The sequence below is a fragment of the Photobacterium malacitanum genome (assembly GCF_900185615.1).
GTDB classification, from domain to species: domain Bacteria; phylum Pseudomonadota; class Gammaproteobacteria; order Enterobacterales; family Vibrionaceae; genus Photobacterium; species Photobacterium malacitanum.
In genome coordinates this window covers 16,818-42,696 of sequence record NZ_FYAK01000012.1, presented here as the reverse complement: position 1 = coordinate 42,696, position 25,879 = coordinate 16,818, and the positions used below count along the sequence as shown (strand labels likewise).

At 42.5% G+C, this 25,879-nt stretch carries 23 protein-coding genes; 10 read left to right on the top strand and 13 right to left on the bottom strand.

Features of this window, described 5'->3' with window-relative positions; genetic code table 11:
- Nucleotides 1-226 precede the first annotated feature (226 nt).
- Entirely contained in the window at nucleotides 227-967 is a 741-nt protein-coding gene (locus PMAL9190_RS17210) for a copper homeostasis protein CutC (protein ID WP_087846274.1), read from the top strand.
- 94 nt (nucleotides 968-1,061) lie between these two features.
- On the opposite strand, the gene phoU is transcribed toward PMAL9190_RS17210, so the two are convergent.
- The 4 genes from phoU to PMAL9190_RS17190 are packed head-to-tail and all read right to left on the bottom strand — an operon-like array spanning nucleotide 1,062 to nucleotide 6,528.
- Nucleotides 1,062-1,769 (bottom strand): phosphate signaling complex protein PhoU, encoded by a 708-nt coding sequence (phoU, locus tag PMAL9190_RS17205; RefSeq protein WP_087821841.1) that lies wholly within the window; start codon nucleotides 1,767-1,769, stop codon nucleotides 1,062-1,064.
- Between the two features lie 11 nt (nucleotides 1,770-1,780).
- Nucleotides 1,781-2,617 (bottom strand): phosphate ABC transporter ATP-binding protein PstB, encoded by an 837-nt coding sequence (pstB, locus tag PMAL9190_RS17200; protein WP_065167393.1) that lies wholly within the window; start codon nucleotides 2,615-2,617, stop codon nucleotides 1,781-1,783.
- A gap of 30 nt (nucleotides 2,618-2,647) precedes the next feature.
- A complete protein-coding gene (gene pstA / locus PMAL9190_RS17195) occupies nucleotides 2,648-4,285 on the bottom strand; it encodes a phosphate ABC transporter permease PstA (protein ID WP_087846272.1) in 1,638 nt (545 codons plus the stop codon).
- A 14-nt stretch (nucleotides 4,286-4,299) separates the two neighbouring features.
- Complete coding sequence (locus PMAL9190_RS17190) at nucleotides 4,300-6,528, bottom strand: ABC transporter permease subunit (RefSeq protein ID WP_087846270.1); 2,229 nt, start codon at nucleotides 6,526-6,528, stop codon at nucleotides 4,300-4,302.
- 177 nt (nucleotides 6,529-6,705) lie between these two features.
- On the opposite strand from PMAL9190_RS17190, the gene PMAL9190_RS17185 reads away from it, so the two are divergent.
- The 6 genes from PMAL9190_RS17185 (at nucleotide 6,706) to PMAL9190_RS17160 (ending at nucleotide 12,469) form a co-directional block, all read left to right on the top strand.
- Complete coding sequence (locus PMAL9190_RS17185; RefSeq protein ID WP_087846268.1) at nucleotides 6,706-7,212, top strand: glycine cleavage system transcriptional repressor; 507 nt, start codon at nucleotides 6,706-6,708, stop codon at nucleotides 7,210-7,212.
- 115 nt (nucleotides 7,213-7,327) lie between these two features.
- Nucleotides 7,328-9,421, top strand: coding sequence for a polyphosphate kinase 1 (gene ppk1 / locus PMAL9190_RS17180; protein ID WP_087846266.1), 2,094 nt, complete (start codon nucleotides 7,328-7,330; stop codon nucleotides 9,419-9,421).
- Nucleotides 9,411-10,937, top strand: coding sequence for an exopolyphosphatase (gene ppx, locus PMAL9190_RS17175; protein WP_087846264.1), 1,527 nt, complete (start codon nucleotides 9,411-9,413; stop codon nucleotides 10,935-10,937). Before ppk1 ends, ppx begins: the two co-directional genes overlap by 11 nt.
- 349 nt (nucleotides 10,938-11,286) lie before the next feature.
- The gene (locus PMAL9190_RS17170; RefSeq protein ID WP_087846262.1) at nucleotides 11,287-11,796 is read left to right on the top strand and encodes a GNAT family N-acetyltransferase; all 510 of its coding nucleotides are present in this window, start codon (nucleotides 11,287-11,289) and stop codon (nucleotides 11,794-11,796) included.
- Nucleotides 11,797-11,834: 38 nt separating this feature from the next.
- Nucleotides 11,835-12,164 (top strand): type II toxin-antitoxin system RelE/ParE family toxin, encoded by a 330-nt coding sequence (locus tag PMAL9190_RS17165; protein WP_087846259.1) that lies wholly within the window; start codon nucleotides 11,835-11,837, stop codon nucleotides 12,162-12,164.
- Between the two features lie 2 nt (nucleotides 12,165-12,166).
- A complete protein-coding gene (locus PMAL9190_RS17160) occupies nucleotides 12,167-12,469 on the top strand; it encodes a helix-turn-helix domain-containing protein (protein ID WP_087846257.1) in 303 nt (100 codons plus the stop codon).
- Between the two features lie 187 nt (nucleotides 12,470-12,656).
- Here PMAL9190_RS17160 and PMAL9190_RS17155 read toward each other — a convergent pair whose 3' ends face one another.
- The 9 genes from PMAL9190_RS17155 to PMAL9190_RS17120 all read right to left on the bottom strand — a co-directional run bounded on the left by PMAL9190_RS17155 (nucleotide 12,657) and on the right by PMAL9190_RS17120 (nucleotide 22,655).
- A complete protein-coding gene (locus PMAL9190_RS17155; protein WP_087846255.1) occupies nucleotides 12,657-12,920 on the bottom strand; it encodes a hypothetical protein in 264 nt (87 codons plus the stop codon).
- An 83-nt stretch (nucleotides 12,921-13,003) separates the two neighbouring features.
- Entirely contained in the window at nucleotides 13,004-13,396 is a 393-nt protein-coding gene (locus PMAL9190_RS17150) for a EutQ-related cupin domain-containing protein (protein WP_008987789.1), read from the bottom strand.
- A 69-nt stretch (nucleotides 13,397-13,465) separates the two neighbouring features.
- Nucleotides 13,466-13,636, bottom strand: coding sequence for a hypothetical protein (locus PMAL9190_RS20350; RefSeq protein WP_235004381.1), 171 nt, complete (start codon nucleotides 13,634-13,636; stop codon nucleotides 13,466-13,468).
- 6 nt (nucleotides 13,637-13,642) lie between these two features.
- Nucleotides 13,643-13,885, bottom strand: coding sequence for a hypothetical protein (locus PMAL9190_RS17145; protein ID WP_087845491.1), 243 nt, complete (start codon nucleotides 13,883-13,885; stop codon nucleotides 13,643-13,645).
- Nucleotides 13,886-14,216: 331 nt separating this feature from the next.
- Nucleotides 14,217-15,233: a PstS family phosphate ABC transporter substrate-binding protein gene (locus tag PMAL9190_RS17140; protein WP_087846253.1), complete on the bottom strand. Its 1,017-nt coding sequence runs from the start codon at nucleotides 15,231-15,233 to the stop codon at nucleotides 14,217-14,219.
- 21 nt (nucleotides 15,234-15,254) lie between these two features.
- Nucleotides 15,255-16,586 carry a phosphate regulon sensor histidine kinase PhoR gene (gene phoR, locus PMAL9190_RS17135; RefSeq protein WP_087846251.1) on the bottom strand — a complete coding sequence of 444 codons (1,332 nt, stop codon included), beginning with the start codon at nucleotides 16,584-16,586 and terminating at the stop codon, nucleotides 15,255-15,257.
- Nucleotides 16,587-16,739: 153 nt separating this feature from the next.
- Nucleotides 16,740-17,429 (bottom strand): phosphate regulon transcriptional regulator PhoB, encoded by a 690-nt coding sequence (gene phoB / locus PMAL9190_RS17130; RefSeq protein WP_065167381.1) that lies wholly within the window; start codon nucleotides 17,427-17,429, stop codon nucleotides 16,740-16,742.
- Between the two features lie 178 nt (nucleotides 17,430-17,607).
- Nucleotides 17,608-21,405, bottom strand: a complete 3,798-nt coding sequence (locus tag PMAL9190_RS17125) for an AAA family ATPase (protein WP_087846249.1) — start codon at nucleotides 21,403-21,405, stop codon at nucleotides 17,608-17,610.
- 17 nt (nucleotides 21,406-21,422) lie between these two features.
- Nucleotides 21,423-22,655, bottom strand: coding sequence for an exonuclease SbcCD subunit D C-terminal domain-containing protein (locus tag PMAL9190_RS17120; protein WP_087846247.1), 1,233 nt, complete (start codon nucleotides 22,653-22,655; stop codon nucleotides 21,423-21,425).
- A 209-nt stretch (nucleotides 22,656-22,864) separates the two neighbouring features.
- On the opposite strand from PMAL9190_RS17120, the gene PMAL9190_RS17115 reads away from it, so the two are divergent.
- From PMAL9190_RS17115 to rdgC, 3 genes are all read left to right on the top strand, one after another.
- Nucleotides 22,865-23,350, top strand: a complete 486-nt coding sequence (locus PMAL9190_RS17115; protein WP_087846245.1) for a VOC family protein — start codon at nucleotides 22,865-22,867, stop codon at nucleotides 23,348-23,350.
- Nucleotides 23,351-23,600: 250 nt separating this feature from the next.
- Entirely contained in the window at nucleotides 23,601-24,827 is a 1,227-nt protein-coding gene (locus PMAL9190_RS17110; RefSeq protein WP_087846243.1) for an NAD(P)/FAD-dependent oxidoreductase, read from the top strand.
- 106 nt (nucleotides 24,828-24,933) lie between these two features.
- Entirely contained in the window at nucleotides 24,934-25,845 is a 912-nt protein-coding gene (rdgC, locus tag PMAL9190_RS17105) for a recombination-associated protein RdgC (protein ID WP_200813440.1), read from the top strand.
- Nucleotides 25,846-25,879 lie beyond the last annotated feature (34 nt).

Sequence of the window (25,879 nt, the reverse complement as noted above, 5' to 3'; positions counted from 1 at the left end):
AACACCATGCTCACGGTGTTATAAATCGCAGTAATGCTACATAGAGCCAAAGTCAGCTCAAATAAAAATAGAATGAGGCTCGGAATATACCGAGCCCTTTTTTTATCTGTTTTTTAACTAATCTTTTCGTTTTCAACCTAGCGCACATTATTCACCGCCATCGTTCGCCCCTACTGCAATTATCTTCTACACTGAAGCCCCTCTATTACAATACCGTTAATTATCAATGACTATTCAAGTTGAAGTTTGTATCGATAATCTTGAATCACTCCATTATGCCGAGCAAGGTGGAGCGACTCGAATTGAATTATGCTCATCGTTAGCACTGGGCGGGCTCACACCAAGCGCTGGATTTATGCAGGCCGCTGCTAAATATGCCACAGTGCCAGTTTATGCAATGATTCGCCCTCGCCAAGGTGACTTTCTATTTAGCAGTGATGATGTCGAAATTATGTTGGCAGATATTTACGCGGCTAAGCAGGCTCGACTGCAAGGGGTTGTGGTGGGCGTATTAACACCACAGAGCTTGGTTGATAGCGATATTTTAAGCAGCCTTGTTAAACAAGCTCAAGGGATGGGAGTTACTTTTCACCGCGCAATTGATCAATGTGTTGAACCGATGGCGGCACTGGATGCCATTATGGCAGCGGGCTGTGAACGAATTCTCACCTCGGGTTTACAAGCTAATGCCTATGACGGTATTAGTATGATTAACCAAATGCATCAATATTGCGGTGAGCGGTTAAAGATAATGGCAGGTGCTGGGGTTAATAGTCATAATGTACGTGAAATTATTGCTCGCACAGGTATCAATGAAGTCCACCTATCAGGCAAAACCACTCGTCCAAGTCATATGATCACTGTTGCGAAACAAGCACATATGGGCAGTGCTGACATTGATGATTTTGAGATCCCGATTACAGGCGTAGAAAATATTGCCGCGGTGATCGCTCAACTTAAATTGTGATTACACTCACTCGCTATCATTAAATCGGGACGTAATGGATCATCACGTCCCGATTGCTATTTGCATTTACCACAATGGTTTTACTGCTGTGGTGCTATAGCATATTTTTAATATCTTCTGGATTGGTGTGGCGAATATCTTTGCCTTGCACAAAATAGATAATATATTCGCAGATATTTTGGCAACGATCACCGACGCGCTCAATAGAACGTGCCGCCCACATCACCTTCATCACATTGGGAATCGAATTAGGCTCTTCCATCATATAAGTCATTAATTGGCGTATAATCGCTTCATATTCACGATCAATACGATCATCTTCTTGATAGACTTCAATCGCAGCTTTAACATCCATCCGTGCAAAAGCATCAAGCGTTTCATGCAGCATTCGTACTGCATGTTGGCCTAATGATTCCAATGACACTAATAAGTTATATTGTTTATTAGTGAAGTTCTCAGATGCGACTTTAGCAATACTTTCAGCAACATCACCAATCCGCTCTAAATCGGTAATGGTTTTAATGATCGCAATTACCAGCCGTAAATCACTGGCCGTTGGTTGGCGCTTCGCAATAATACGCGTGCAAGCTTCATCAATCGCAACTTCCATTGCATTAACTTTATGATCATCTCTAATCACGCGCTTAGCTAATTCTTCATCTTGCTTATGCAGCGCTTTTAAACTATCAGCCAACTGTTGCTCAACCAAGCCTCCCATGGCTAATACATGGGTACGAATACTTTCTAATTCATGGTTAAACTGACCAGAAATATGACGGCCAAGGCTAATTGTATTTAACATTGTGTCGTTCCTTAACCATAACGCCCAGTAATATAATCTTCAGTGCGTTTTTCTTTGGGAGTCGTAAATATATCATTGGTACTGGTATATTCCACCAGCTCCCCCATATGCATAAAAGCAGTTTGATCTGACACTCGCGCTGCTTGTTGCATGTTATGCGTCACGATAATAACAGTATATTTAGCCTTAAGATCATTAATCAATTCTTCAATGGTTAAGGTTGAAATTGGATCCAATGCCGATGTGGGTTCATCTAATAACAGTATTTCAGGTTCAATCGCTATCGCACGCGCGATCACTAATCGTTGTTGCTGTCCGCCAGAAAGACCAAATGCATTTTCATGCAAACGTCCTTTTACTTCATCCCATAGTGCTGCTGAACGCAGTGAATTTTCCACCGCATCATCCAGTACGCGTCGATCGCTAACCCCTTGTAAGCGCAATCCATAAACCACATTTTCATAAATTGACTTTGGAAACGGATTAGGACGTTGAAATACCATTCCAACTTGACGCCTAAGTGCTGCAACATCGACATTTTTATCATACACATTCTGACCATGAAGCATGACTTTACCGTCAATATGGCACCCATCAATCAGGTCATTCATACGGTTAATACAGCTTAACAAGGTCGATTTACCGCAACCTGAAGGGCCGATAAAAGCAGTCACCTGCCCTTTTGCTATGCGCATATTAATATCAAACAAGGCTTGAGTCTGACCATAATGGAGATTTAAACCTTCAATCGATAGTGCTGTTTTTTCATCAGGCAATAACGATAAATCCAACGGCGCAAAAAGCCCTGATGGCGACGTATCGGTAAAGAGTGAATGATCGTTATACATAGTTAAATCTCGTGTTATAAATACTCACCGTTACTGCTCTAAGGCGCGAAATTTTTCTCGTAGATGATTTCGAATAGCAATCGCGGTTAAGTTTAAACTGATAATAACCGTCACCAATAAAAATGAGGTAGCGTAGACTAACGGCCGCGCCGCTTCAACATTTGGGCTTTGAAATGCGACATCATAGACATGGTAGCCTAAGTGCATGAATTTTCTATCTAAGTGAACATAAGGGAAATGCATATCAAGCGGTAATGTTGGCGCCATTTTTACCACCCCCACCAGCATCAAGGGCGCAACCTCACCTGCAGCACGTGCCACCGCTAAAATAAGTCCAGTCATGATAGCAGGACTTGCCATCGGCAATACAATCCGCCATAGGGTTTCAGCTTGGGTTGCGCCAAGTGCTAATGAGCCATTACGGACTGAACTTGGAATGCGTGCTAAACCTTCTTCAGTTGACACAATCACTACTGGTAAGGTCATAATCGCGAGGGTTAATGCTGACCATAAAATGCCCGGCGTACCAAACGTAGGGGTTGGCAGTTGGGCCGAGAAAAATACATCATCAATGGTGCCACCCACCATATACACAAAGAAACCTAATCCAAAAACGCCATACACTATTGATGGCACACCGGCGAGGTTAATCACTGCAATGCGAATCAGCTTAGTTAACCGATTATTGCTCGCGTATTCATGTAAATAAACTGCAGCCAACACCCCTAATGGCGTCACCATCACACTCATTAATAACACCATAAATACCGTACCAAAAATAGCAGGAAACACCCCGCCTTCAGTATTGGCTTCACGTGGTGCATCAGTTAAAAACTTATAAACCTGATGACCCCAATGCTGTACTTTTTCAAACCACGATAAATTATTAGGCCGCCACATATCCAACACTTGCATCATTGGAATTGTCACATCAGTGCCATTTTGATCGCGTAATACCAGAGCATCGTTATCAAGTTGTCGTTGCAGTGCAAATAACCGATTCTCAATGTTCTTATAAATCGTATTGTAATTGGCTTGCTCGCGGTCAATACGTAAGCCATCTGCAGCGGTGAGTTTACCGCTTAATTCTAGCCGCCGTTTTTCAATTCTTAAGCGTTCTAAATGCCAGTTAATATTGGCAATCTCGTTACTTTGCAATGAGCGTAATTCAGATCGCACTTTATCTGCTTGTGCTAACGCATCAGGTAACTGTGATAATGGCTGTGGCTCACCAGCTTCAATCACATGGAGTGGATAACCATAAAACTTGCCATTACTTTCGCGATCGACCACGGCAATGTTATTGGCAATTTTTTGATCAACAATTTGAGTGCTTAATACGGTTAAGAAATCTAATGCGCCTTGACCTCGATTACCGGTTTTAATCAAATATCGCGGCACGCTATCTTGAGTAAACTGGCTGACATCGACTCCAGCATCAGCGAGTTGATCCACCGGTACCATCGTACGTTGATAAAGTTCACCAATCACTACCTGATGCTTACCATTAAGGTTGACATCAAACTGATACACTGGCGCTGGCCAAAAATAACTTAAGCCTTTGTAGCCAATTAATAATAATAAGCCAAGCACAGCCACTAGACTTAAACTGACTGCGCCTGCTGTTAACCAAATCCATGGAGAACCGGATTTAAACCATTTAATCATTGCTGTATCACTTATTATAACGAACTGTATTTTTCGCGTAATCGTTGGCGAACGACTTCAGCAATCGTATTAAATACAAAGGTAAACACAAACAGCACAAATGCCGCTAAGAACAGCACGCGATAATGTGAACTTCCCACTTCTGATTCGGGCATTTCAATGGCAATAGTTGCCGCTAAAGTACGCAGCCCTTCAAGTAAATTCCAATCCATCACAGGTGTATTACCCGTTGCCATTAACACGATCATGGTCTCACCCACAGCTCGTCCTAAGCCCATCATAATGGCTGAGAATATACCGGGGCTGGCGGTCAATAGCACTACCTTAGTTAAGGTTTGCCATTGGGTTGCACCTAAGGCTAACGAGCCTTTAGTAAGATGTACCGGCACCGAGAAAATAGCATCTTCAGCAATGGTAAAAATAGTTGGAATAACAGCGAATCCCATCGCAATACCGACAATCAACGCATTGCGCTGATCATAACCGACCCCGAGATGATGATTAAGATACCCTTGTAAATCACCATTAAAAAACTGAGTCTCAAGCCACGGACTTAAACCAAAGCAGCCATAAGTGACAGCAACAATCACCGGAATCAGTAGCGCAATATGAAAACCATTAGGGATCCGTGAACGCCACTGTCCCGGCAGCATAGACCAGCTCCAACCGACCACAATAATACTGAGCGGTAAAAAAACCATTCCAAGCGCAATCCCGGCGAGATATTGTTCAACAATCGGCGCCAGCCATACACCGGCAAGAAAACCCAAAATAACCGTCGGCAGCGCTTCCATGAGTTCGACCGTGGGTTTAATCACTTTTCTGACCTTATTTGACATAAAGTAAGCGGTATAAATCGCGCCAGCAAGGGCTAATGGAATCGCAAAAAACATCGAATAAAGGGCGGCTTTGAGTGTGCCAAATACAATCGGTACTAAGCTTAATTTAGGTTCAAATTCATCACTGGCAGAGGTTGATTGCCACACATAATCAGGCTCGGCATAGCCTTCATACCATACTTTTTGTAACAGTGATGATAGCCCAATATCAGGATGGGCATTTTTAACTTGGTAGCTCTGCCAGTGGTCATCATTTAACGTCACCAGCAAGTTTGCCTTGGGTGATATAGCGATGTCAGTCGGTACCTTATTAAAGACTTTTTCTTTATAGATCACCTTGCGCTCAGCCGTGTAATAAGCCGACGTGGTGCCATCTTTTTGAATGGCAAAAAAACCTTTACGGTAATATTCGGGCACGATCTTAACTAACGGGCTGGCAGAAAAATGAAATGTTCTGACGTTAATTAACTGGCGTTGGCCTTGCTTAACCGCCTCAAACCACTGCGAAATAGTATTATTAGCGTTGGTAATGAGTAATGAGTTGGCACCTGATAACAACGTAATCGCCACAGGTTTGCTGCTGCCAGTAGCAATATTTTCAATTTTACGCAAAAAAGCCGTTTCCGCCGTCAGTTTATATAAATATAAATTTGAGCCACTCAATACATACAGCGTTTTGCCATCAGGGGTTAACTGTAAATCATCGATTTTAGCTGGCGCATTATTAATCTTAAACTGATGCTGCTGCCAGCCTTGCGCGCGTTGAACCACATTTTCAGGCAATAACAAACTCAAACCATAAAGCTGATTATTGGCCGTTTTAGCCACGACTATCGCTCGATCATCGCGACCAGAAATCGCCAATTGAGTGATAGCCTTCGCGGTAGGTACAACGGCTAATGGCTTGTTACCAAAAGGAAACTCAATTTTTGGTTGTAACTGTTTATGTGTCGCGGCAAAGGTAGGGGCAAAATCTGCTTTAACCACCACCACTTTGCCCGCTGAAGAGCCATAAGCAACCATGCCATCACGAGGCAAACTCACGCCATAAGCGCTTGGATTCGCCATAATAGTCTGCTGCTTAACGACCTCAGCAGGTTGGGATTGCGTCGGTAAATTAACAAAAGTTACTTTGCCATCGTCACTGAATCGGTAAGCAATATTGTTACTGTCATCAACCCCTAATAATACGGTGTTATTCGTCGTAGCTAATGAGAACTGTTGTTGTGGCGTTATAGAAACAGAAGAAAAAATAGGCACAATCACATACAGCAAATAAAAGAAAATCAGCATTAACGTGATCAATACAAAAATGCCACCAGCAGTTACCCCTACGCGTGCTAATTTATCTTTAGCGCGGCGAAAGCGATTTTGCTTGCTTAATAATGTGCTGGCATTTGCCATTATGACCTCTAACCTATTTATACGCTTAAAAGTGTATTGCTATTTTATGACAGATTTATGACAACGATAATGGTGATCCTTATTTGAGTTGGCTAAATCACGTTTTGCAGCCATGCTTAAAAAACAACCATTTTATTTACGTGCCATCATAGTGTTACAACGACAAGGATTGATGCGATGAAACAACTGATTATAACAATCATCGGTAAAGATAAACCTGGACTTGTAGAACAGTTATCTGACACCGTCTACCTTAATCATGCTAATTGGGTCAGCAGCTCACTGAGTCAGCTTGGTGGTCAGTTTGCTGGCATCATACAAATCGAGGTGGTAGCACAACACGTAGCAACACTGCGTCAAGCCTTAACAGCAATTGAAGATCTACACATTCATATCGTCGATGATCATACTCAAGCTGCCGTGCCTTATCTTGCTCAGCAACTGACGGTGACCGGTAATGATCGCCGTGGTATCGTTAAAGAAGTGACTCAGCATTTAACCCTACTAGGGGTCAATATTGCCAAACTAAAAACCGATACTCGCAGCGCACCTAATTGGGGTTACCCGATTTTTGTGGCTGAGTTTCAATTGCACACTCCACCAGAAATACATTCCGATATGATTCAGCAACAACTGGAACAGTTAGCAGATGATCTAACTATAGATATTGAAACGGTTAGCTAAATCAATCAGATGGCATACACTAAGGCAATGTAACGCGAATCATCATGCTTTACCATGCCATTTATTTCAAGATTCGGTGTTGATGGCTGTGAAGTAATAGGGATATTGACATCAAATGACTATCAACCACCGTTATCTTGATAAAGAACTCAGCTGGCTTTCATTTAATCAACGAGTATTACAACAAGCAGCAGACAAATCAGTGCCGCTGCTTGAGCGCGTACGTTTTATTGGTATCTATGCCAATAATATTGATGAGTTCTACAAAGTGCGGGTAGCAAAAATTAAGCGCCAACTATTGCACCACAACGGCAACCATCAACCAGCACAACAATTATTAGATCGCATTCAACATCAAAGCTTACAAGCCCAACAACATTTTGATGCGACTTATAACGCTCTGCTAAGTGAGATGGCGCAACGTCATATTTATCTGGTTAATGATCTTCAGTTACTGGCTGATGCTCAACAGCAATGGCTACAACACTATTTCCACCATTCCATTTTGCCGCAGCTAACGCTTATTCCTTTAACCAACACTGTCGACTTAATTCAGCGCTTACATCATCATTGTTCCTACTTAGCCGTTATGATCACTCGTGCAGCAAGCATTGATTATGTGCTGGTTGAAATCCCCACCGACACTTTACCGCGGTGGCTACAGCTACCATCAACTCATCATCAATATTCACTGATGTTGGTTGAGAATATTATTCGTGCCTATATTGATGACGTTATTGATACCGATGCTCAAACCACTTATGAGCAGCTAAGCGTGTATGGCATCAAAATCACGCGCGATGCCGATTATGCGCTCAAACCCAACAACCATGATGTATTACACCAATTATCACATCACTTACAGCAACGGTTAACGGCCAAGCCATTGCGGTTAGTGTATCAACACACCATGCCAGCGCCACTGCTGCAATTATTAACCAATAGGCTCAGACTGTCTGATTTCGATACGTTGATCGCAAGCGAGCATTGCCAACACCTTAATGATTTAAGCGCGTTTCCTACTAGCGCTAATAAATACCTTCATTATGCGCCCTTAGCACCCATTAACAGTGCCGCCTTTAATCTGGCGAGTAATGTGTTTGCCGCCATAACCGCGCAAGATATTTTATTGTATTACCCCTATCACAGCTTTGAGCATATGCTAGATTTTGTTGCTCAAGCAGCACGCGATCCAGCAGTGCGCCACATTAGTATCAATATTTATCGCGTCGCGAAACAATCACGAATAATTGATAGCCTAATAATGGCAGCCAATAATGGTAAGCAAGTCACGGTGGTGGTCGAGTTACAGGCGCGGTTTGATGAACAGGCAAATATTGATTGGGCACAGCAGTTAACTGCGGCAGGGATCACGGTGTTATTTGGCGTTACTGAAGTAAAAATTCATGCCAAATTATGTTTAATTACTCGTCAAGAACAGCAACAGCTGATCGACTATGTTCATATTGGCACAGGTAACTTTAACGAACAAACTGCGCGCATCTATACTGATTTTTCACTGTTTACCCGTCAACGTGCCATCACTCAAGAAGTACGACAAGTCTTTGCTTACCTAGCGAACCCAAAGGCCAAAGTCAGTTTTAACCACTTAATCGTATCGCCAATGAATGCGCGCACGCGTCTATATGCCTTGATTGACACTGAAATTTATCACGCTCAACACCAGCGTTCGGCTGGCATTACACTAAAGCTCAATAACTTAATTGATAACGGCTTAATCGATAAACTTTATCAAGCCAGTCAGCATGGGGTTAAAATCCAATTGATCATTCGCGGCATGTGCAGCCTGATTGCTGGTATACCCCATCGCAGTGAAAATATCACCATCGTGAGTATTGTTGATCGCTTTCTTGAACATTCGCGAGTGTATATTTTTACCAACAATGGCAGCCCTAAAGTATTTATTTCCTCCGCCGATTGGATGCAGCGAAATATTGATCGCCGTATTGAAGTCGGTTGCCCTATTTTATCGCCAGCGCTTAAACAACGTATTATCGCTATCACCAAACTCCAATTAGCCGATAACGTGCAAGCACGGGTGCTAGATCCTGCCATGAGCAACCGTTATGTCAGCCGTGGTAAACGGCCTAAGATCCGTTCTCAAACTGCCATATATAACTATTTAACTCATGTAGAAGCACAATCGCAACGGCTCGCGCATAAGGAGCATCAGCACCATGCAAAATGATAATCATCCCACTCAGGCTTTCGATGCGCCACAGCCACGACACATTGCAGCGCTTGATCTTGGCTCAAACAGTTTTCATTTAGTGATTGCGCGAGTTATCGGCCAGCGACTGCAAATTATTGGCCGCTATAAACAACGATTACAGTTAGCATCAGGGCTTGATAGCCAACACAACCTTAGCCAAGCTGCGATTGAACGAGGTTTAGCCTGTTTAACCATGTTCGCTGAACGGCTGCATGGTTTTGCCCCTGAAAATGTTCGTATTGCCGCGACTTATACCCTGCGTCAAGCACGTAATGCCGATATCTTTATTCGTCGAGCAGAGGCGATTATGCCCTACCCAATTGAAATCATTGCCGGAACCGAAGAAGCGCGGTTAATTTATTTAGGTGTGGCCCATACTGAACCTGAACACGACAAAAGGCTGGTAATTGATGTCGGTGGCGGTAGCACCGAGTTAGTAATTGGTTCAGGCTTTGAAACCGATATTATTGCCAGCAAACACATCGGCTGTGTGAGCTACCATCAAACCTTTTTCAGTGATGGCAAACTCAATCATGCTAATTTTGCCGCAGCACAATTAGCCGCGCGCCAAAAACTTGAAACCATTGCTAATCAATACAAACAACTTGGTTGGCAAAAAGTATTAGGCACATCAGGCACCATTAAAGCCATTCGCGCTGTATTCATTGCTCAAGGTCATCACGATGGCGTGATCACGCAACCACGATTACAACAATTAATCACCACGATGATTGGTTATAAGCATCAACAGCAATTAGTGTTAGCCGGATTGCCCCCAGAGCGCCAGCCTGTTTTTGCTGCTGGAGTCGCGATTGTCAGTGCGATTTTTTCAGCGCTGGATATTACCGCCATCCATTTTTCCAATGCGGCTTTACGGGAGGGATTATTGTATGACATGGAACAACGTTTTCGTCATTGTGATATTCGCAGCCAAACAGCCACAGCCATGGCGCAGCAATATAATATCGATATGCTCCAAGCCCAACGGGTAAAAAACACCGCCTTAGCACTGTATGCACAACTGCCACAGCCAGCAACAGATAAAGACCCAAATTTAACCACACTATTGGCGTGGGGAGCATTATTGCATGAGGTTGGGCTCAGTATCAGTTACCCTGGTTTTCATCGTCACTCAGCCTATATATTGCGTTATAGTGCCATGCCGGGGTTCAGTGTTGATCAACAAACACTGCTCGCAACCTTAGTCCGTTTTCAACGCAAGCGCTTAAAGCTAGATGAAATGCCCCCCTTAACGATTTATAAACGTAAGCAAGTCTATCCTCTCATTCGCGCATTACGATTGGCGGTGACACTCAATGGCCAGCGCAGTACTGCCCCGCAACCAGCCATTAGTGTTAGCGTCAATAATGAACACTGGCAGTTAGTTTTTCCGACTAACTGGTTAGCAACCAATACTCTCCTTGCCGCCGATCTCGCCACCGAGCAGCAATATTGGCATAAGGCTGGCTGGAAATTGACGATTGAGGAGTGAGTGGCGAGTGGCGATAAGTTAAAGCAGGATTGTGATAGCTAAACAGCCACTTTTGCGGGTTTTTTAATGATATCTGTGTGATGGCTCTATTTTTAAAATTAATAACATCGTTAACAACATCATCATGCTGTATTTTGGCGGTTATTGGCGGTATAAACATCTTAAAACCAGCCTTATCTGCTTGGTTTTAATCGACATTTGATCGCGTAGTGCGGGATAGATGGATACTGTTAAATAGGGTGTTTATCTGGCAATTTAACATTCTTATTTGACATAAGGTATATCCAAAACATTATGACACTTATTAATCAAGTATTGTATAAAAGTTATTTCATGGATGAAGATATAATTGAATATCCGCATACTTGATACCCAAGAAACATATACTTACGAAGCAAAGCTTAATGTGCATTTGCAGTTAATTTTTGACCAGTATTCTTGTGTTGAAATCAATGATGAACTTGTTTGTTCTATAGTTATTGAGATGCAGAAAAAGATAGTTGCTTGTGGTTTTGCATATAGTAGAGAGATGACTCAAGGGAGTAAATTCCGTGCTGGAATAATAGGAGGTATAGCTGTTCATCCTAATTTTCGTGGGCTAGGGTTAAGTAAAGTAATAATGAAACATCTTGATGAACGCTTAATCGCTGAAGGAGTTAATCATTCATTTCTATTCGCTTATGAACCAAAAGTTTATGTATCATCTGGTTATAACGAATTAAAATCTCAAATTCATTATTATGATATTCAACATAAAAAATGGGAACGGTTTGTATATCGTGGTGGAATGATAAAGTCGTATACTTCACTTATATTAAATGAGTATTTACCAATAGAATTCAATGGGCGCATATACTAACAAATAAATTTTATGTTCAATAACATTGTACATAATTAATAAATTGCTCATTTGAATGGTTTGATGCTCAATCTGACGATACGCAAGAAAAAGTATTAGCTGGTTTAGTTGCATTACAAACAGGAGGGCCAACAATCGGTCGCCCTCTTGTTGATACAGTAAATGCATCGAAATATAACAATATGAAAGAACTTAGAGTCCAACATCGAGGGGATCCTATAAGAGCTTTCTTTGCTTTCGATCCTTTACGTCAGGCAATTGTACTTTGTGCCGGTAACAAAGGTGGAAATGAAAAACGTTTTTACAAACAAATGATCCCTATTGCTGATTTTGAGTTTGCTAAACATCTTGAAGAATTGGAGAAATAATTATGGCTAGAAATTTAAATGATATGTTGGCTTCTCGTTCTCAAGATAGTCAGCATCGAATTGCTGAAATGGCGGACGAAATGTTACTCGAAGTTAAGTTCCAAGCTATTCGTGAAGAACTAGAACTAACTCAAGCTGAATTGGCTAGAAATATGGGGATTAGTCAGCCGTCTATTGTTGCGATAGAGCAGCGTGGTAATGATGTAAAGCTATCAACGATTAAGCGTTATATTGAGGCTATGGGCGGTAAAATGAGTATCAATATTGAATTACCAACAGGTAAACATGTTGGGTTTAACGTCTAAAGTTTTAAAACTTAATTAAAGGCCGCTGAAGAGGCACACACAAATAGATCAACTGTTAAATACCGTCCGGTTTTGGGCGGTATTTTTGTTTGTGAGGTCGCTTTAAAATAAGTCTCTTTGGTTATTGTTTAGATTTATTTTAAAGCGACCTCTGATAGTGAAAAAGCCCATCGACGGATGGCCGTTTTTATCTCGCATAGCAATTCATGCGAATGGTTGCACCTGAAGCAATGAACTCAAGTAACGCTTTACACTTATCAATAAGTAGCTGATTGTTGCTGTTATTTTCAATATTCGTTAAAGATTGAACCAGACCAACTGATTCATATTGTTCTAATGAAATGTTGACGGCACTTGGGAGTTTTTTCTTTTCATTACAATAGGCTTTTATTGTGACTTTTTTGGGTGAACTTCTGTCGTTACTCACCTCAACGACGATATTCTCTGGCATGGTTTATTCTCCAACTTGCATTGTGTCGATAAAAAAAGCCTTAAACAAGGTTCAAGGCTTTAAGGATTCATTTGGCAATGACATTATTTTGCAGGTGCAAAATCTTCAGCGGCTTGGCGGTGTGCTGTATAGATAGCTTCACCATCACTTTCTGCATCAAAGATAACTTTAACGTCAGCAGAGAACAGAATAACGTCGCCTACTTCAGCAACGTATTTGTTGCCTTCCATATCACGCATAACGATCTTGCCTTTCGTTACTACTTTGTACTCTACAGAATCGTAGAAGTATTCAAACTCTACGCCCGGAGACATAGTGAAGTGACCAATCGTCAATGGCGCACTGTTGTTAGTAACAGCAACTTCAGCCATGTCGCTTTTTAGGCCTTCAACTTCTAGCAATTTGCTTAGGTCGTTTAGCTTAAACGTGCCAGCTTTGATCAGCGAGATACCAGGCTTTTCAGTTAATGTCGTCATTGGATTTGTCCTTCTTTTTATAATAATGGCTGGGAATTTTTCCCCAGCCTTTTTTTAGGGTGGTGCGTATTACATCCGTGCTTTGAAGATATTAACGATTTCTTCTAGGCTCGCTTTGCGTGGGTTGGTTAAAGAACACGCATCGTTTAGGGCGTTTTGCGTCATGAACGCTAGCGTATCTTCATAGCCTAAAGAAGCATTAGAGAATGCCATACCAGCTAAGTACTCGCCGTACTGCATTTGTGGTTATTTATCTGCCGCTGATAGCAATTTTTCAGCAAAGCTTAGGTGCGCTTTAGGTTGGGTAAATACCACACCTGAGTGTGAACGCTCTGCGGTACCTTGCTTTTGGTAGTGTCCAGCATTTAGGCTATTAACGGCTGCTTTTTCAAACTGTACATTACCTGTGAAGGCACCATCTTTTGCTGATGCGTTGTAAGACATAGCGATAATAGCGGTGGCGATGGCTGCTTTAATAACTGTTTTCATGAGTAATAAAACCTTGTGTATTGATATTTGTGAACGCCTTGTGCGTTTCGATGAGGCCATTATCAATAATTACACCAAAAACAACAATACCATCAAAACACAAAATATTATTACGATATAGGAATAATTAAAAAGACAGGGGCGAGGTTGCGAGAGTTCGAGAGTTCGAGAGTTGCGAGGTTCAAGGTTCAAGGTTCAAGGTTCAAGGTTCAAGGTTCAAGGTTCAAGGGTCGAGGGTCGAGGGTCGAGGGTCGAGATTACTTCCATTTTGATATATTCAAATAAAAGGCTGCGTTATTGCAGCCTTTTTGGTACCTACTTAACACCCAACTCAATCTTTCAGCCCCAACTTGACCATATTTTCCTTGACGATCGCGACCGGTAATGGAATATAGCCATCTTTTTGCACAATATTTTGCCCATCACTTGATAGAATAAAGCGCAAAAACTCTTGCTCCATCGGCGCTAAAGCTTTGTTAGGATGTTTGTTAATGTACAAATACAAATAACGCGATAATGGGTAGTTGCCATTGATCGAATTCTCAACGGTTGCCTCAATATAATCAGTGCCTTCACGGGCAACGGGAATGGCACGGATACCGGTGGTTTTATAGCCAATTCCAGAATAACCAATTGCATTTAATGAGGTTGAAACAGACTGTACCACTGAGGCTGAACCCGGCTGTTCATTAACGTTATTACGAAAATCACCACGGCATAAAGCACGCTTTTTAAAGTCGCCGTAAGTGCCAGAGACTGAATTACGACCAAATAATTGAATATCACGCTGCTGCCAACTATTTGGCAACCCTAATTGCCCCCACTGAGTGATCGGCACTAAAGCGCCACAGCGTAGAGTGCGTGAATATATTGCATCTAGCTGCTCGAAATTAATCCCTTTAAGCGGATTATCTTCATGAACAAACACTGCCAATGCATCAACGGCGACTTTAATCGCGGTCGGTTTATAGCCGTATTCTTTTTCAAACGCTTCAATTTCTTTGGTTTTCATTTGACGACTCATCGGCCCTAATTGTGCCGTTGCTTCCACCAACGCAGTCGGTGCAGTTGATGAGCCTGAGGTTTGAATTTGAATATTAACGTTCGGGTATTGGCGTTTAAATGCCTCGGTCCAATAGGTCATTAAGTTAGCTAAGGTATCAGAACCAACAGACGATAAATTGCCCGAAATACCACTGACTTTATGGTACGGCTGTAATTGGGTATCCACAGCAGTCGCTGCCGCGGTATTGGTTGCCGCAGCCACAGGTTCAGCGGCAAATAGCCCCAATAACCATACACCAGTGATCGCACGAGTGATGGTTTTTGTTAGCGCTGAGATTAACATAAGGCATCCTTACCCAAGTGATTACTCATTATGAGCCACAATATCAAGTTGAGCACTATCAGCGGCTAACCGACTTGGTAATGTGAATGAAAAGGTACTGCCTTTATTCAGTTCACTATCAATTTCTAAGTGTGAATCATGATGGCTAAGCGCATGTTTAACAATTGCTAGCCCTAGCCCACTACCACCAGTCTCACGCGAGCGAGCTTTATCAACACGATAAAAACGTTCCGTTAAACGATGAATATGTTGCGCTGCAATACCTTCACCACTGTCAGTAACTTCTAATCTTGGCCCCATTGATGAGCGATACCAACGCACATGGATTGCAGCATCATTAGGTGTATGCTTAACCGCGTTATAAACCAAGTTTGAAATCGCACTGCGGAGTTGATCATCATCACCCAATACTTTTAAGCTGCTATCAACATCAAACGTAATCGATTGATTTTTATTACCACTAAGAGAAATCGCTTCTTTTTCTAAAATATCTAACATTGCTGGCACATCAACAATTTCTTCAAGCTCAATCGTTGGTGCTGCTTCAATTTTAGATAATGTCAGCAATTGCTCAACCAATGCATTCATGCGCGCCAATTGCTCGGTCATCACACCATGGGCACGATCCCACATCGGTCCCATCAGCATTTCAGGATCTTGTGCCATTTCAAGATAGCCTTGTAAAACGGTCATTGGCGTGCGTAATTCATGCGACACATTGGCAAAAAAGTTACGTCGCATGCCTTCCAGTTGTTTTAACTGTGATACATCACGTACAGCCATCAGATATTCCCCCTCAGTGTAACGCATGATCCGCAACTCTAAAGTACGGTCATAGTTCATCGGTGAGGTGATTTCTAATGGAGTATCAAATGTTTGACGAGAAAGGTAGCGTACAAAATCTGGGCTACGTAATAAATTACTGATCGGTTGACCGCTATCATCAGGCCAACGTAAACCTAATAATTGCTGGGCTAATTTATTACACCAAACAATGTTACCTTCACTACGAAACACCACCACCGCATCGGGCAGCGATTCAGCACCATTGCGGAAACGGCGAATCAAGGTCGTTAATTCTTTTCGGCGGCGACGATTACGTTGTTGTAACCGGTAGATACCATTAAACAGCGGTTCCCAACTGCCAGAACCTGAAGGTGGAGTTAAGCTGCGATCTTTCCATAACCAATTCGACATCTTAAGTTGATTATGAAAATGCCAGCCGAGTTGAATCCAAGTGGCAATTAATAAAAACCACGGTAGATAGCCAAAAATAATGCCAAGCACGAGCCAAGGCAGATAAAATAATATCAGCTCCCCAACCAGCCTTTTCCATGTCAACCTTTCCACCATGTGTTACTCCTAGCAGTAACGGAGGAGTAGTGTGGTTCCGTTATGCTATTTTTCTATTCGATAAAACCAACACAACCTTCATTGTTATCATAGCCACACGATAACAATGAAGGTTAATAGTTTGCCACTGCTAAGGCGTGCAAAAACTGAGACTTACATTCGAGTTGAGAAACGGTATCCCGCCCCGCGCACCGTTTGAATCATCTTATCGTGGCCGTCATTTTCAAGCGCTTTACGCAAGCGACGAATATGCACATCAACGGTACGATCTTCAACATAGACATTGGTGCCCCACACATTGTTGAGCAATTGTTCGCGACTATAAACACGCTCTTGGTGAGTCATAAAAAAGTGCAGCATCTTAAACTCAGTCGGCCCCATATCAAGTGGCTCATCGGCTGAAGTTACGCGATGTGAAACTGGGTCTAATTTCAAACCTTGAACGTCAATTATATCATCTAAAGACGTTGGCGAAGCGCGGCGCATCACGGCTTTTAAACGTGCCATAAGCTCTTTAGGTGAGAATGGTTTAGTGATGTAATCATCCGCGCCCACTTCTAACCCACGCACTTTATCTTCTTCTTCACCACGAGCAGTTAACATCACCACTGGAATTTGGCGAGTCAACTCATCACGCTTTAAATGTTTGATTAAATTGATACCTGAACCACCAGGTAACATCCAATCCATTAAAATCAACTCTGGATACGGTTCGCTCATTTTCTCTAATGCGCTGTCGTAATCTTCAGCTTCAATCGCCTGATATCCATTTTGCTCTAGTACAAAGCACAGCATTTCACGAATCGGTGCTTCGTCCTCTACTACAAGAATCCGTCTTACCATAATCAAATATACCTAGTCGGTTGCTTTCTCTGACATGCGTTATTATGTGTGTAAATTATGACACTTTTGTGACTTTTGCAGAGAAAGCTGGTTTTAATAGAATCAATAACAACAGCAAAAAGTAAGCTTATTATTTGATATTACAACAAAATTAACCAAACTCTTGCTGTAAATCTTATTACCCTTTAATGACAATTTGACTACGACCGCCCCCCATCGCCTCCACCGCAACTTGCACTCCAATCCGCTCGACTAATGTGCCCACATGCGAAATCACGCCAATCTGACGTCCATCTGCTTGCAATGCATCTAAACAAGCTAATGCCATTTCTAAACTTTCAGGATCGAGAGTACCAAACCCTTCATCAATAAACAGCGATCCTAATTGGCGAGTATCTGCCGCCAGCGAAGCTAAGGCCAGTGCTAATGACAATGACACCAAGAAACTTTCGCCACCGGAGAGTGATTCAACACTGCGCACTTCATCGCCCATATCATGATCGATAACTTGCAAGGCTAATGGACTTCCCGGTACTGGTTGCAGCGCATAACGGGGCGCTAAGTCTTGCAGGTGTTCGTTGGCAGCGAGCACTAATTGTTGCAGGGTTAAGCCTTGCGCCAAGGTTCTAAATTTATTCCCCGTAGCCGAGCCAATTAACTCATTCATTTGCAGCCACAGCTCAGTTTGAGTTTGTTGAGCGGCTAAAGCATTGCGAAGATCGCCCGCTTGTTGCTGTGCTTGCTCGCCTTGCTCTAAACGTTGGCGTAATTGGAACACCTGATCATCTAGTTGAAGTTTTTCAGCCTGCCATTGCGTTAACATTTGTTGTTGCATTACAACGTCATCGCTCATCTCATGGTCGCTAAACCACAGCTGAGCTAATTCAACGCTTGGCTCAAAATCGACTTGAGCTTGGTGGCGTTCTTTAACAATGGTCTCACCTTGAGCTACCGCTTGTTCTAGTTGTTTTAACTCACTGCGCAGGTGTTGCAACCATGTTTCATCGTGACTTAACAACGCGGTTAATTCAGCATCGGTTAACGCCAATTTTTGCAACCATGCTTGCCACTGTTGTTGTAACTGTTGCTGTGCCGTTTCAAATTCGGCTAGCTGCTGGGTCGCATGATGCTGTTTAGCAACGTCAGCTGCGATCACTTCGGCCAATTGGTGTAATTGGGTTTGTCGTTGTTGGCATTGTTGTTGCTGCGCTTCAACATCGGCTTTGGCTGCATGTTCAATGGTTGCTAACGGCGCTTCACCAATGAGTGCCATTCGCTGCTGCCAACATCCTTGCTGCTCTTCAACCAGACGCGTGACTTTCGCACCAATTTCAGTGGCTTGTTGATCGCCATGTTGAACGCTATTGGTCAAGGTTGCTAACACTGGAGCCAACTCAATTAGTTGTTTTTCAAGCTGTTGTTGTTGCTCAATATTGGTTTGATAATGCTCAATTTGGTGTTCTAAATCGGCGATAAAGCCCGCTTTACCTTGTTGTGCTAACCCTGTAAGCCAACTGTCATTGCCATAAATTGCCATTAACGCCTGTTGTCTTTCGTCGACCACGTTTTGCAAGCTGCTAATTTGCGCACTAAAGGCATTAAGCTGTTCTTGCGCTTGCGTTTGCTGTTGAGTTAACAGATGACATTGTTCTTTAAGCTCAGCTTGTTGTTGACTTAATTGCTGCAACTGATGCTGCTGTTGCTTAACATTTTCAATCAATAATTTGCGCTGTTCACCTTCAGTTTTAATGTGCTGCATTTGGGCTGCCGCATTTTCTAATGCTTGTGACCAGCTCGCTTGATAATGTGCTAATTGGGCGACATCGCTGTCAATGGCTAACACAATCTCTGCCAAGCTAATGCCATTAAGATCGGTCGCCATTAAATCTGTCCACTGGCATTGTTGCTGCTTAACTAGCGTTTCAATGCTGTTGTTAAAGCCTACAATATCTTGCTCAAGCTCAGTTTGACGTTGCTTATCTTGAGCAACAGATTGAGTTAACTGTCGCTGTTCGGCGTGAGCATCTTGCCGTTGTTGCGCTAATTGTTGTAGTCGCTGTTGCTGCTGACTAATAATGGTTTCAACTTGCGGGTTATGCTGCTGATAAGGATGCTGTTCCGAACCACATAATGGACACGGTTCGCCGTCAATTAACTGCTCACGATAATCAGTTAAACTCATCACTGCTCGGCTTTGGTTAAGCTGTAACTCAACTTCTTTGTGCTGCGCATTCAATTGCAATAATTGGGGCGTTAATGCCGTTAAGCGTTGCTCACAACTGGCAATATGAGAGACTAATCCTTGCAGTTGCAGCTGAAATTTATCCCGCTGTTGTAGTACTCCATGCCATTTATCAAGCCCAAATAAACTCTCTTTGAGTAAACCACTTAATTGCTGATAAGCGCCATAGTGTTGGCGCTGTTGATCTTGGCATTGCTCTAATGCCGTTAGATCGTGGGCTGCGGTTTGCTGGGTTAATTGCTGCTGGCGCTGATCCAAAGCAGAGAGCTGTTGATCAAGCTCCGTCTGCTGCTGAGTAATGGTCGCTAATGCGGTTTGACGCTGCTTAATCTCTGTCTGCAACTGCTCAATTTGGCTTTGTGCGTGTTGAAACTGGTTTAGGTTATCTTTGATCGCATTTTGCTGTTCTACTAACGCTTTTACTGCTTGGGTTTGCGCCAATGCCGCCTGCACTTGTTGTTGCTGAGATTGAGCGAGCTGTTGCTGTTGCTGCTGACTCGCCAATTGCTGCCGTTGTGCCGTTAACTGGTTATTTAACTCTGCTAATTGCTGTTGTAACTCAACACTTTGCTGCTGTAGACCTGCGCGTTGTTGTTCAATACTTGCCGCTTGCTTTAACTTTGGCTCAAGCTCGGTTAACGCTTGCTGTGTTTGCGTCAATTGCTGCTGGCCTTGCTGAACACTATCTTGCAATACGACCTGCTGGTGCTGCTTAGCCGTTAGCGCTGTGGTTGTCGCTTGCAGCGTTTGTTGCCATTTGTTCACTTGCTGTTTAGCTTGTGCTAATAACGTGAAATCACCACGTGCTGGCAATGCTTGTTCATATTTTTCAAGTTGTACATAACGCGGCTCAGCCAACTGTTGCGCCTGCTTAGCTTGCGATAACTGCTGCTCACTTTCAGCACTGCGTTGAGTAAGTTTGGCTGCATTGACGATCACATTTTGATGGTATTTTAATTGCTCTAGCTGTTGTTGTTGACGATTAACTTGCTCACGTGTCGTCGCCAATTGACTGGTTAACAATTGTTGCTCTTCATCGGTTAACAATGCAATGTCACCTAACTTAGCTTGTAACTGAGTCAGTTTTAATTTTTCATCTTTGGCACGTTCATGGGCTGCAATCGATAATCGACCGTAGATCTCACCGCCAGTCATGCGCTCTAATAAAGTGGCACGCTCATCGGCCCCCGCTTTTAAAAAGGCGGCAAATTCACCTTGAGGTAACATCACTGCGCGTCGAAACTGATCAAAACTAAGCCCAATTAAGCGTTCAATTTCAGCTTGTAACTCTTGCTTTTTACCTGCAAAACGCTGCCCTGTTTCTAGGTTTTCAAGCCATTGCTCTGCCGCTTGCATTTTGCCTTCCGCACGACCACGCGCACGACGCACTTGCCAATGGCTACGCCACTGCGAGCCATCATTAGCAATAAAATCGACTTCGGCAAAACCGTCGGCTTTACCGCGCGATAATATACTGCGAACATCATTGGCTTTAATGCGATTCTCATCGCTATCGCGTCCAATTTCAGCATCATTTTTTTTATTTGATTGCAGCCGTGGAATACGATCATATAACGCTAAACAAATCGCATCGAGTAAGGTTGATTTACCCGCACCAGTTTTACCGGTGATCGCAAATAAGCCCGCATCCGCTAAGCGGCCACCAGCAAAATCAATCTCAAATTTGGTTTGTAGACTGGCTAAATTTTCACCACGCAGTGCAAGAATTCTCATGGTATTACTCCCTATTATTATTGTTGTTCTTCAACTTGCGCTAATAAACTCTCAAAGGCGGCACTCATTTCAGCGTCAGGCTCACCGGCGTATTTTTTAGCCCAACTAAGGGAAAATACTTGCTGTGGTGACACCTCTGATAAACGTTGATGCTGCAAACTCTGTTGCTGTTCATCATGCTTATAATGGGGAGTAATTTTGGCTAACCGTACTGATTTACCTTCTAAGGCTTGCAACACTTTTTCACGCAGCAAGGCTTGTGGTTTATCAAGTAAGACGTGGACTTCTAAAAACGGTTGTTGCTCACGCGGCAATTCATCATCAGGCAAAGCTTTAAGTGCCACTAACACCTCATCTAATGGGGCTGCTTTAGCGGGAATTTTTAGCATATCAACACTACGCGGAATGGTGACTGGCTCTACCTTGGTAACTTCAGCGCCATCTAATTCAACCACTACGATTTGATGGCTGTAATTACGCTCTGCCATTGATAACGGAATCGGAGAGCCGCAATAACGCACATGTTCTTGCTTGGCAACTTTCTGAGCTAAATGTAAATGACCAAGGGCAACATAGCTGACATCATCGGCAAAAATAGTCGCAGGTAATGCATGCTGATTACCGCCTAACACTCGTCGTTCTGACATTTCAGATATCTGCCCTGACGCCATATACGCATGGCCCATGCCGATTAACGCTTGCTGTGGCTGTTTACGTTCACGGGCTGCGGCTGTCATTTCGGCATATAACACCTCAACCCCCTTAATCAATCGATCATCGGTTTCAGTTAAGTTTTCAGTGCGTAAATCAGCGCTACGTAAAAATGGGACCGCCAACACCCATGCTGCTTGTTCTCCTGCAGCATTGGTTAATGGCACTAACATCCGATCGCAATCTAACTCGCCATTAGCTAAGCGATGAATACCGCCAACTAAGTGCAAATCAAAGGCTTTTAATAATGCTTGCGGCGCATCGAGCTTGCTTGGTGAATCGTGGTTACCGCCGATCATTACCACATCAAGGTTGGGCAGAGTTTTAGCTAGTCGGGCTAAGAATCGATATAACATTTCCCATGCACTGGCGGCAGGATTGGCAGTATCAAAAATATCACCCGCCACTAATAAAGCATCCGCTTGTTGCTGCTCTAGTGTATCAGCAAGCCAGTCTAAAAATGCTTGATGTTCAGTCGCACGACTATAGCCATGTAATTGATGACCAAGATGCCAATCAGATGTATGGATAATTTTCATAATAGGAATAACACTACCAAGCCAGAAATAATCATCAGATTGTACCGTGTCAACCAGTAACTACACAGAGATTTGATGGTTAACTTCCCGCCCAAATAACAAAACGTTATTATTTTGATAAAAATTGATAATTTTATATTATTTAAAATGTCGCATAGTATTACTCCAACGAAACATAACGACTGACTAATCAGCATCAAAGGTAAATTATGAAAATGAATCACGTAGGCATCATGGTTGGCGATATGGATACCGCTGTTGAGTTTTATACCAAAGCGCTTGGTCTTGATGTGGTTATGGGTAATACCAAAGTGACAGAAGAGCGTGAAACCGCAATTGGTAGAATGTGTATTGCTGTCTTTGGCGAAGGCTTTGAAGGTTTCAATATTGCCCATTTATTAACTCAAGATGGTATCGGTTTTGAATTGTTTGAAATGAAAAACCGTCAACAGCGTCATGAGGTTGATTTCTCTCGCATTGGTATTTTCCACTTCTGTCTTCAAACTGATGATTTTCATGGCGTTATTGCTCGAACTGAACAATATGGTGGTAAAGTTCGTATGGATATCATGCGTTACCATCCTGAAGATGATAACAACACCTCACAAATGGTTTATTTAGAAGACCCATTTGGTAACTTATTTGAGCTTTACTCACATACTTATGAAGAAACTTATTCTACAAAGTATGAATAATCCTTTTAAGCGCAAGGATTGGTGCCCGCCAATCCTTGTAAATTAATACCCCCCCTTAAGACGCAATAACCGCCAATAAAAATCCCACAATGTAAATATTCAATCTAGACTGAATAGTAATTTAAATACTTATCATTTCGTCTTTCTCTTAAATGTATTCAATATAGATGTAACTTTTGTTTTTTGTTGATATGTCGATAGTGATAACTAACTCATTATGAAAAAAATCATAATAACTTGAGGAGTTTATATGTCGCGGATCGTTATTGTTGGTGGTGGTGCAGCAGGTATTGAGCTATCCACATTACTAAATAAAACAACAACAAAAGAAGATAGTGTCATTTTAGTTGAACCAGAAACTCACCATTTCTGGAAGCCACGCTTACATGAGATAGCAGCAGGCACTTTTGATAGTGATCTTGATACTGTGTGTTATTTCACTCACGGCGCACGCCATGGATATCAGCATTACCAAGCTTCTATGACTGATATCAATCGCGATAATAAAACCATTTCTGTCTGTGGTAGTGCCGATAATATTAACTATGAACTCGATTATGATTATTTAATTATCGCCATTGGTGCGGTAAGTAATGACTTTAATACTCCAGGTGCTCAAGATCATTGCATCTTTTTAGATTCAGCCAATCAAGCGCGCCAAGCATGGCATCAAATGAGTTTTGTCCTACGAGCTGGCGATGCTCGCACTGTTAATATTGTCGGAGCAGGTGCTACGGGAGTTGAGCTAGCGGCTGAACTTGAAAGAGTCAGTAGAAAACTTCAACGTTATAATGGTACACAGCTAACAATTAATTTAATTGAAGCCGCTGATCGCGTATTACCCAATAGCCCTGAAAAAATGTCGCGTAAAGTTCAGCAACAGCTTGAGAAAAATAACATTAATGTATTACTTCAAACACGCATTAGCGAAGTCACCGCTAAAGGCATGATCACCAGTGATGATCGTACTCTTGATGCCGATGTGCAATTTTGGGCTGCTGGTATTAAAGCACCTGATTGGCTCAATGGTATTGGCGGCTTAGCTTATAACCGTATCAATCAAATTGAAGTTAATATGAATTTAACCACAACCGTTGATGACTGTATTTTTGCCCTTGGTGATTGCGCCGCTATTCCACAACCCGATGGTAGTTTTGTCCCCCCTAAAGCACAGGCTGCTAATCGCGCAGCTGAACATTTAGCTAAAAGTCTTGGTGGTTTTTTACATGGTAAACCACTCACTGACTTTATCTTCAAAGATAGCGGTATGGTGGTCGCTGTTGGGCACTATTTTGCGGTTGGCTCTTTTGCTCCCGGTTCAAAAATGGAGAGTAAATTTGTATTACATGGTCTGCTCATTCGCCGCGTTTACGATACTATTTTCCGTTTACACCAAAAAACCATCAGTGGCATGTTTACTGTTTCTCGATTAATGCTCTCTAAGCGGCTTAAATCGATATTTAAACCAAATATCTAGTAATTACACTATCTGCTACCTCAATCACAAACGTCACTTAGTAATTTGCAATGGTTAGGTTAAGATACTCCCCCAACTGTTTACCCTAGGAAGCGTGACTAGCATGATGTGGTTTAAAAATATACTGACTTACCGTTTTACGCGTGAGATTGATTTAAATGCAGACCAAATAGAAAAACAGCTGGAAGAATTCCGCTTTACCCCTTGTGGTAGCCAAGACCTACAAAAGTTTGGCTGGGCACATGCGCTTGGCAAGCATGGTGATATGTTTACTCATGTTTCAGGTGACAACATTTTAATTTGCGCTCGCAAAGAAGAAAAAATGCTGCCAGCATCAGTGATCAAAGAGTCATTGAACAACAAAATTGAAATGCAGGAAAAGGATCTTGGTCGTAAGCTGAAAAAGACTGAGAAAGATACCCTAAAAGATGAAATCGTGATGGATTTATTACCTCGCGCGTTCAGTCGTCAGCACCAAACTTACGCGTTAATCATGCCTAAATTAGGCTACATTGTGGTTGATGCTGGTAGCTACAAAAAAGCTGAAGATGTATTAGCATTATTACGTAAATCTATCGGTAGTCTACCTGTCGTGCCAGTGGTGTCTGAAAAGCCATTGGCATTAACCCTGACAGAATGGGTACGTAGCAATCAATCACCACAAGGTTTTACCATTGGTGAAGAAGCTGAGTTTAAAGCTGTTGAAGAAGACGGTGGCGTGATCCGCTGTAAGCAACAAGATTTAAACTGTGATGAAATTTTAGCTCACATTGAAGCCAATAAAGTCGTCACTAAACTGGCGCTTAATTGGCAAGATCGTATCGACTTCATTCTGGCTGATGACTTAAGTGTTAAGCGTCTTAAATTCTCAGATGAAATCAAAGATCAAAACGAAGATATCGATCGTGAAGATATGGCGCAGCGTATTGATGCTGACCTATCGCTAATGGGGGGCGAGTTCTCAGCCTTTTTACCAAACCTATTTGATGTTATCGGTGGTTTAGAAAATAAAGCTTAATCGTGATTTTTCTCTCGCCTACACTTAGATAACA

What these genes read in the sequence shown, in the direction of transcription:
- PMAL9190_RS17210 (WP_087846274.1), top strand. Translation starts at nt 227, where the DNA reads ATGACTATTCAAGTTGAAGTTTGTATCGATAATCTTGAATCACTCCAT.
- phoU (WP_087821841.1), bottom strand. Translation starts at nt 1,769, where the DNA reads ATGTTAAATACAATTAGCCTTGGCCGTCATATTTCTGGTCAGTTTAAC.
- pstB (WP_065167393.1), bottom strand. Translation starts at nt 2,617, where the DNA reads ATGTATAACGATCATTCACTCTTTACCGATACGTCGCCATCAGGGCTT.
- pstA (WP_087846272.1), bottom strand. Translation starts at nt 4,285, where the DNA reads ATGATTAAATGGTTTAAATCCGGTTCTCCATGGATTTGGTTAACAGCA.
- PMAL9190_RS17190 (WP_087846270.1), bottom strand. Translation starts at nt 6,528, where the DNA reads ATGGCAAATGCCAGCACATTATTAAGCAAGCAAAATCGCTTTCGCCGC.
- PMAL9190_RS17185 (WP_087846268.1), top strand. Translation starts at nt 6,706, where the DNA reads ATGAAACAACTGATTATAACAATCATCGGTAAAGATAAACCTGGACTT.
- ppk1 (WP_087846266.1), top strand. Translation starts at nt 7,328, where the DNA reads ATGACTATCAACCACCGTTATCTTGATAAAGAACTCAGCTGGCTTTCA.
- ppx (WP_087846264.1), top strand. Translation starts at nt 9,411, where the DNA reads ATGCAAAATGATAATCATCCCACTCAGGCTTTCGATGCGCCACAGCCA.
- PMAL9190_RS17160 (WP_087846257.1), top strand. Translation starts at nt 12,167, where the DNA reads ATGGCTAGAAATTTAAATGATATGTTGGCTTCTCGTTCTCAAGATAGT.
- PMAL9190_RS17155 (WP_087846255.1), bottom strand. Translation starts at nt 12,920, where the DNA reads ATGCCAGAGAATATCGTCGTTGAGGTGAGTAACGACAGAAGTTCACCC.
- PMAL9190_RS17150 (WP_008987789.1), bottom strand. Translation starts at nt 13,396, where the DNA reads ATGACGACATTAACTGAAAAGCCTGGTATCTCGCTGATCAAAGCTGGC.
- PMAL9190_RS20350 (WP_235004381.1), bottom strand. Translation starts at nt 13,636, where the DNA reads ATGCAGTACGGCGAGTACTTAGCTGGTATGGCATTCTCTAATGCTTCT.
- PMAL9190_RS17145 (WP_087845491.1), bottom strand. Translation starts at nt 13,885, where the DNA reads ATGAAAACAGTTATTAAAGCAGCCATCGCCACCGCTATTATCGCTATG.
- PMAL9190_RS17140 (WP_087846253.1), bottom strand. Translation starts at nt 15,233, where the DNA reads ATGTTAATCTCAGCGCTAACAAAAACCATCACTCGTGCGATCACTGGT.
- phoR (WP_087846251.1), bottom strand. Translation starts at nt 16,586, where the DNA reads ATGGTGGAAAGGTTGACATGGAAAAGGCTGGTTGGGGAGCTGATATTA.
- phoB (WP_065167381.1), bottom strand. Translation starts at nt 17,429, where the DNA reads ATGGTAAGACGGATTCTTGTAGTAGAGGACGAAGCACCGATTCGTGAA.
- PMAL9190_RS17125 (WP_087846249.1), bottom strand. Translation starts at nt 21,405, where the DNA reads ATGAGAATTCTTGCACTGCGTGGTGAAAATTTAGCCAGTCTACAAACC.
- PMAL9190_RS17120 (WP_087846247.1), bottom strand. Translation starts at nt 22,655, where the DNA reads ATGAAAATTATCCATACATCTGATTGGCATCTTGGTCATCAATTACAT.
- PMAL9190_RS17115 (WP_087846245.1), top strand. Translation starts at nt 22,865, where the DNA reads ATGAAAATGAATCACGTAGGCATCATGGTTGGCGATATGGATACCGCT.
- PMAL9190_RS17110 (WP_087846243.1), top strand. Translation starts at nt 23,601, where the DNA reads ATGTCGCGGATCGTTATTGTTGGTGGTGGTGCAGCAGGTATTGAGCTA.
- rdgC (WP_200813440.1), top strand. Translation starts at nt 24,934, where the DNA reads ATGTGGTTTAAAAATATACTGACTTACCGTTTTACGCGTGAGATTGAT.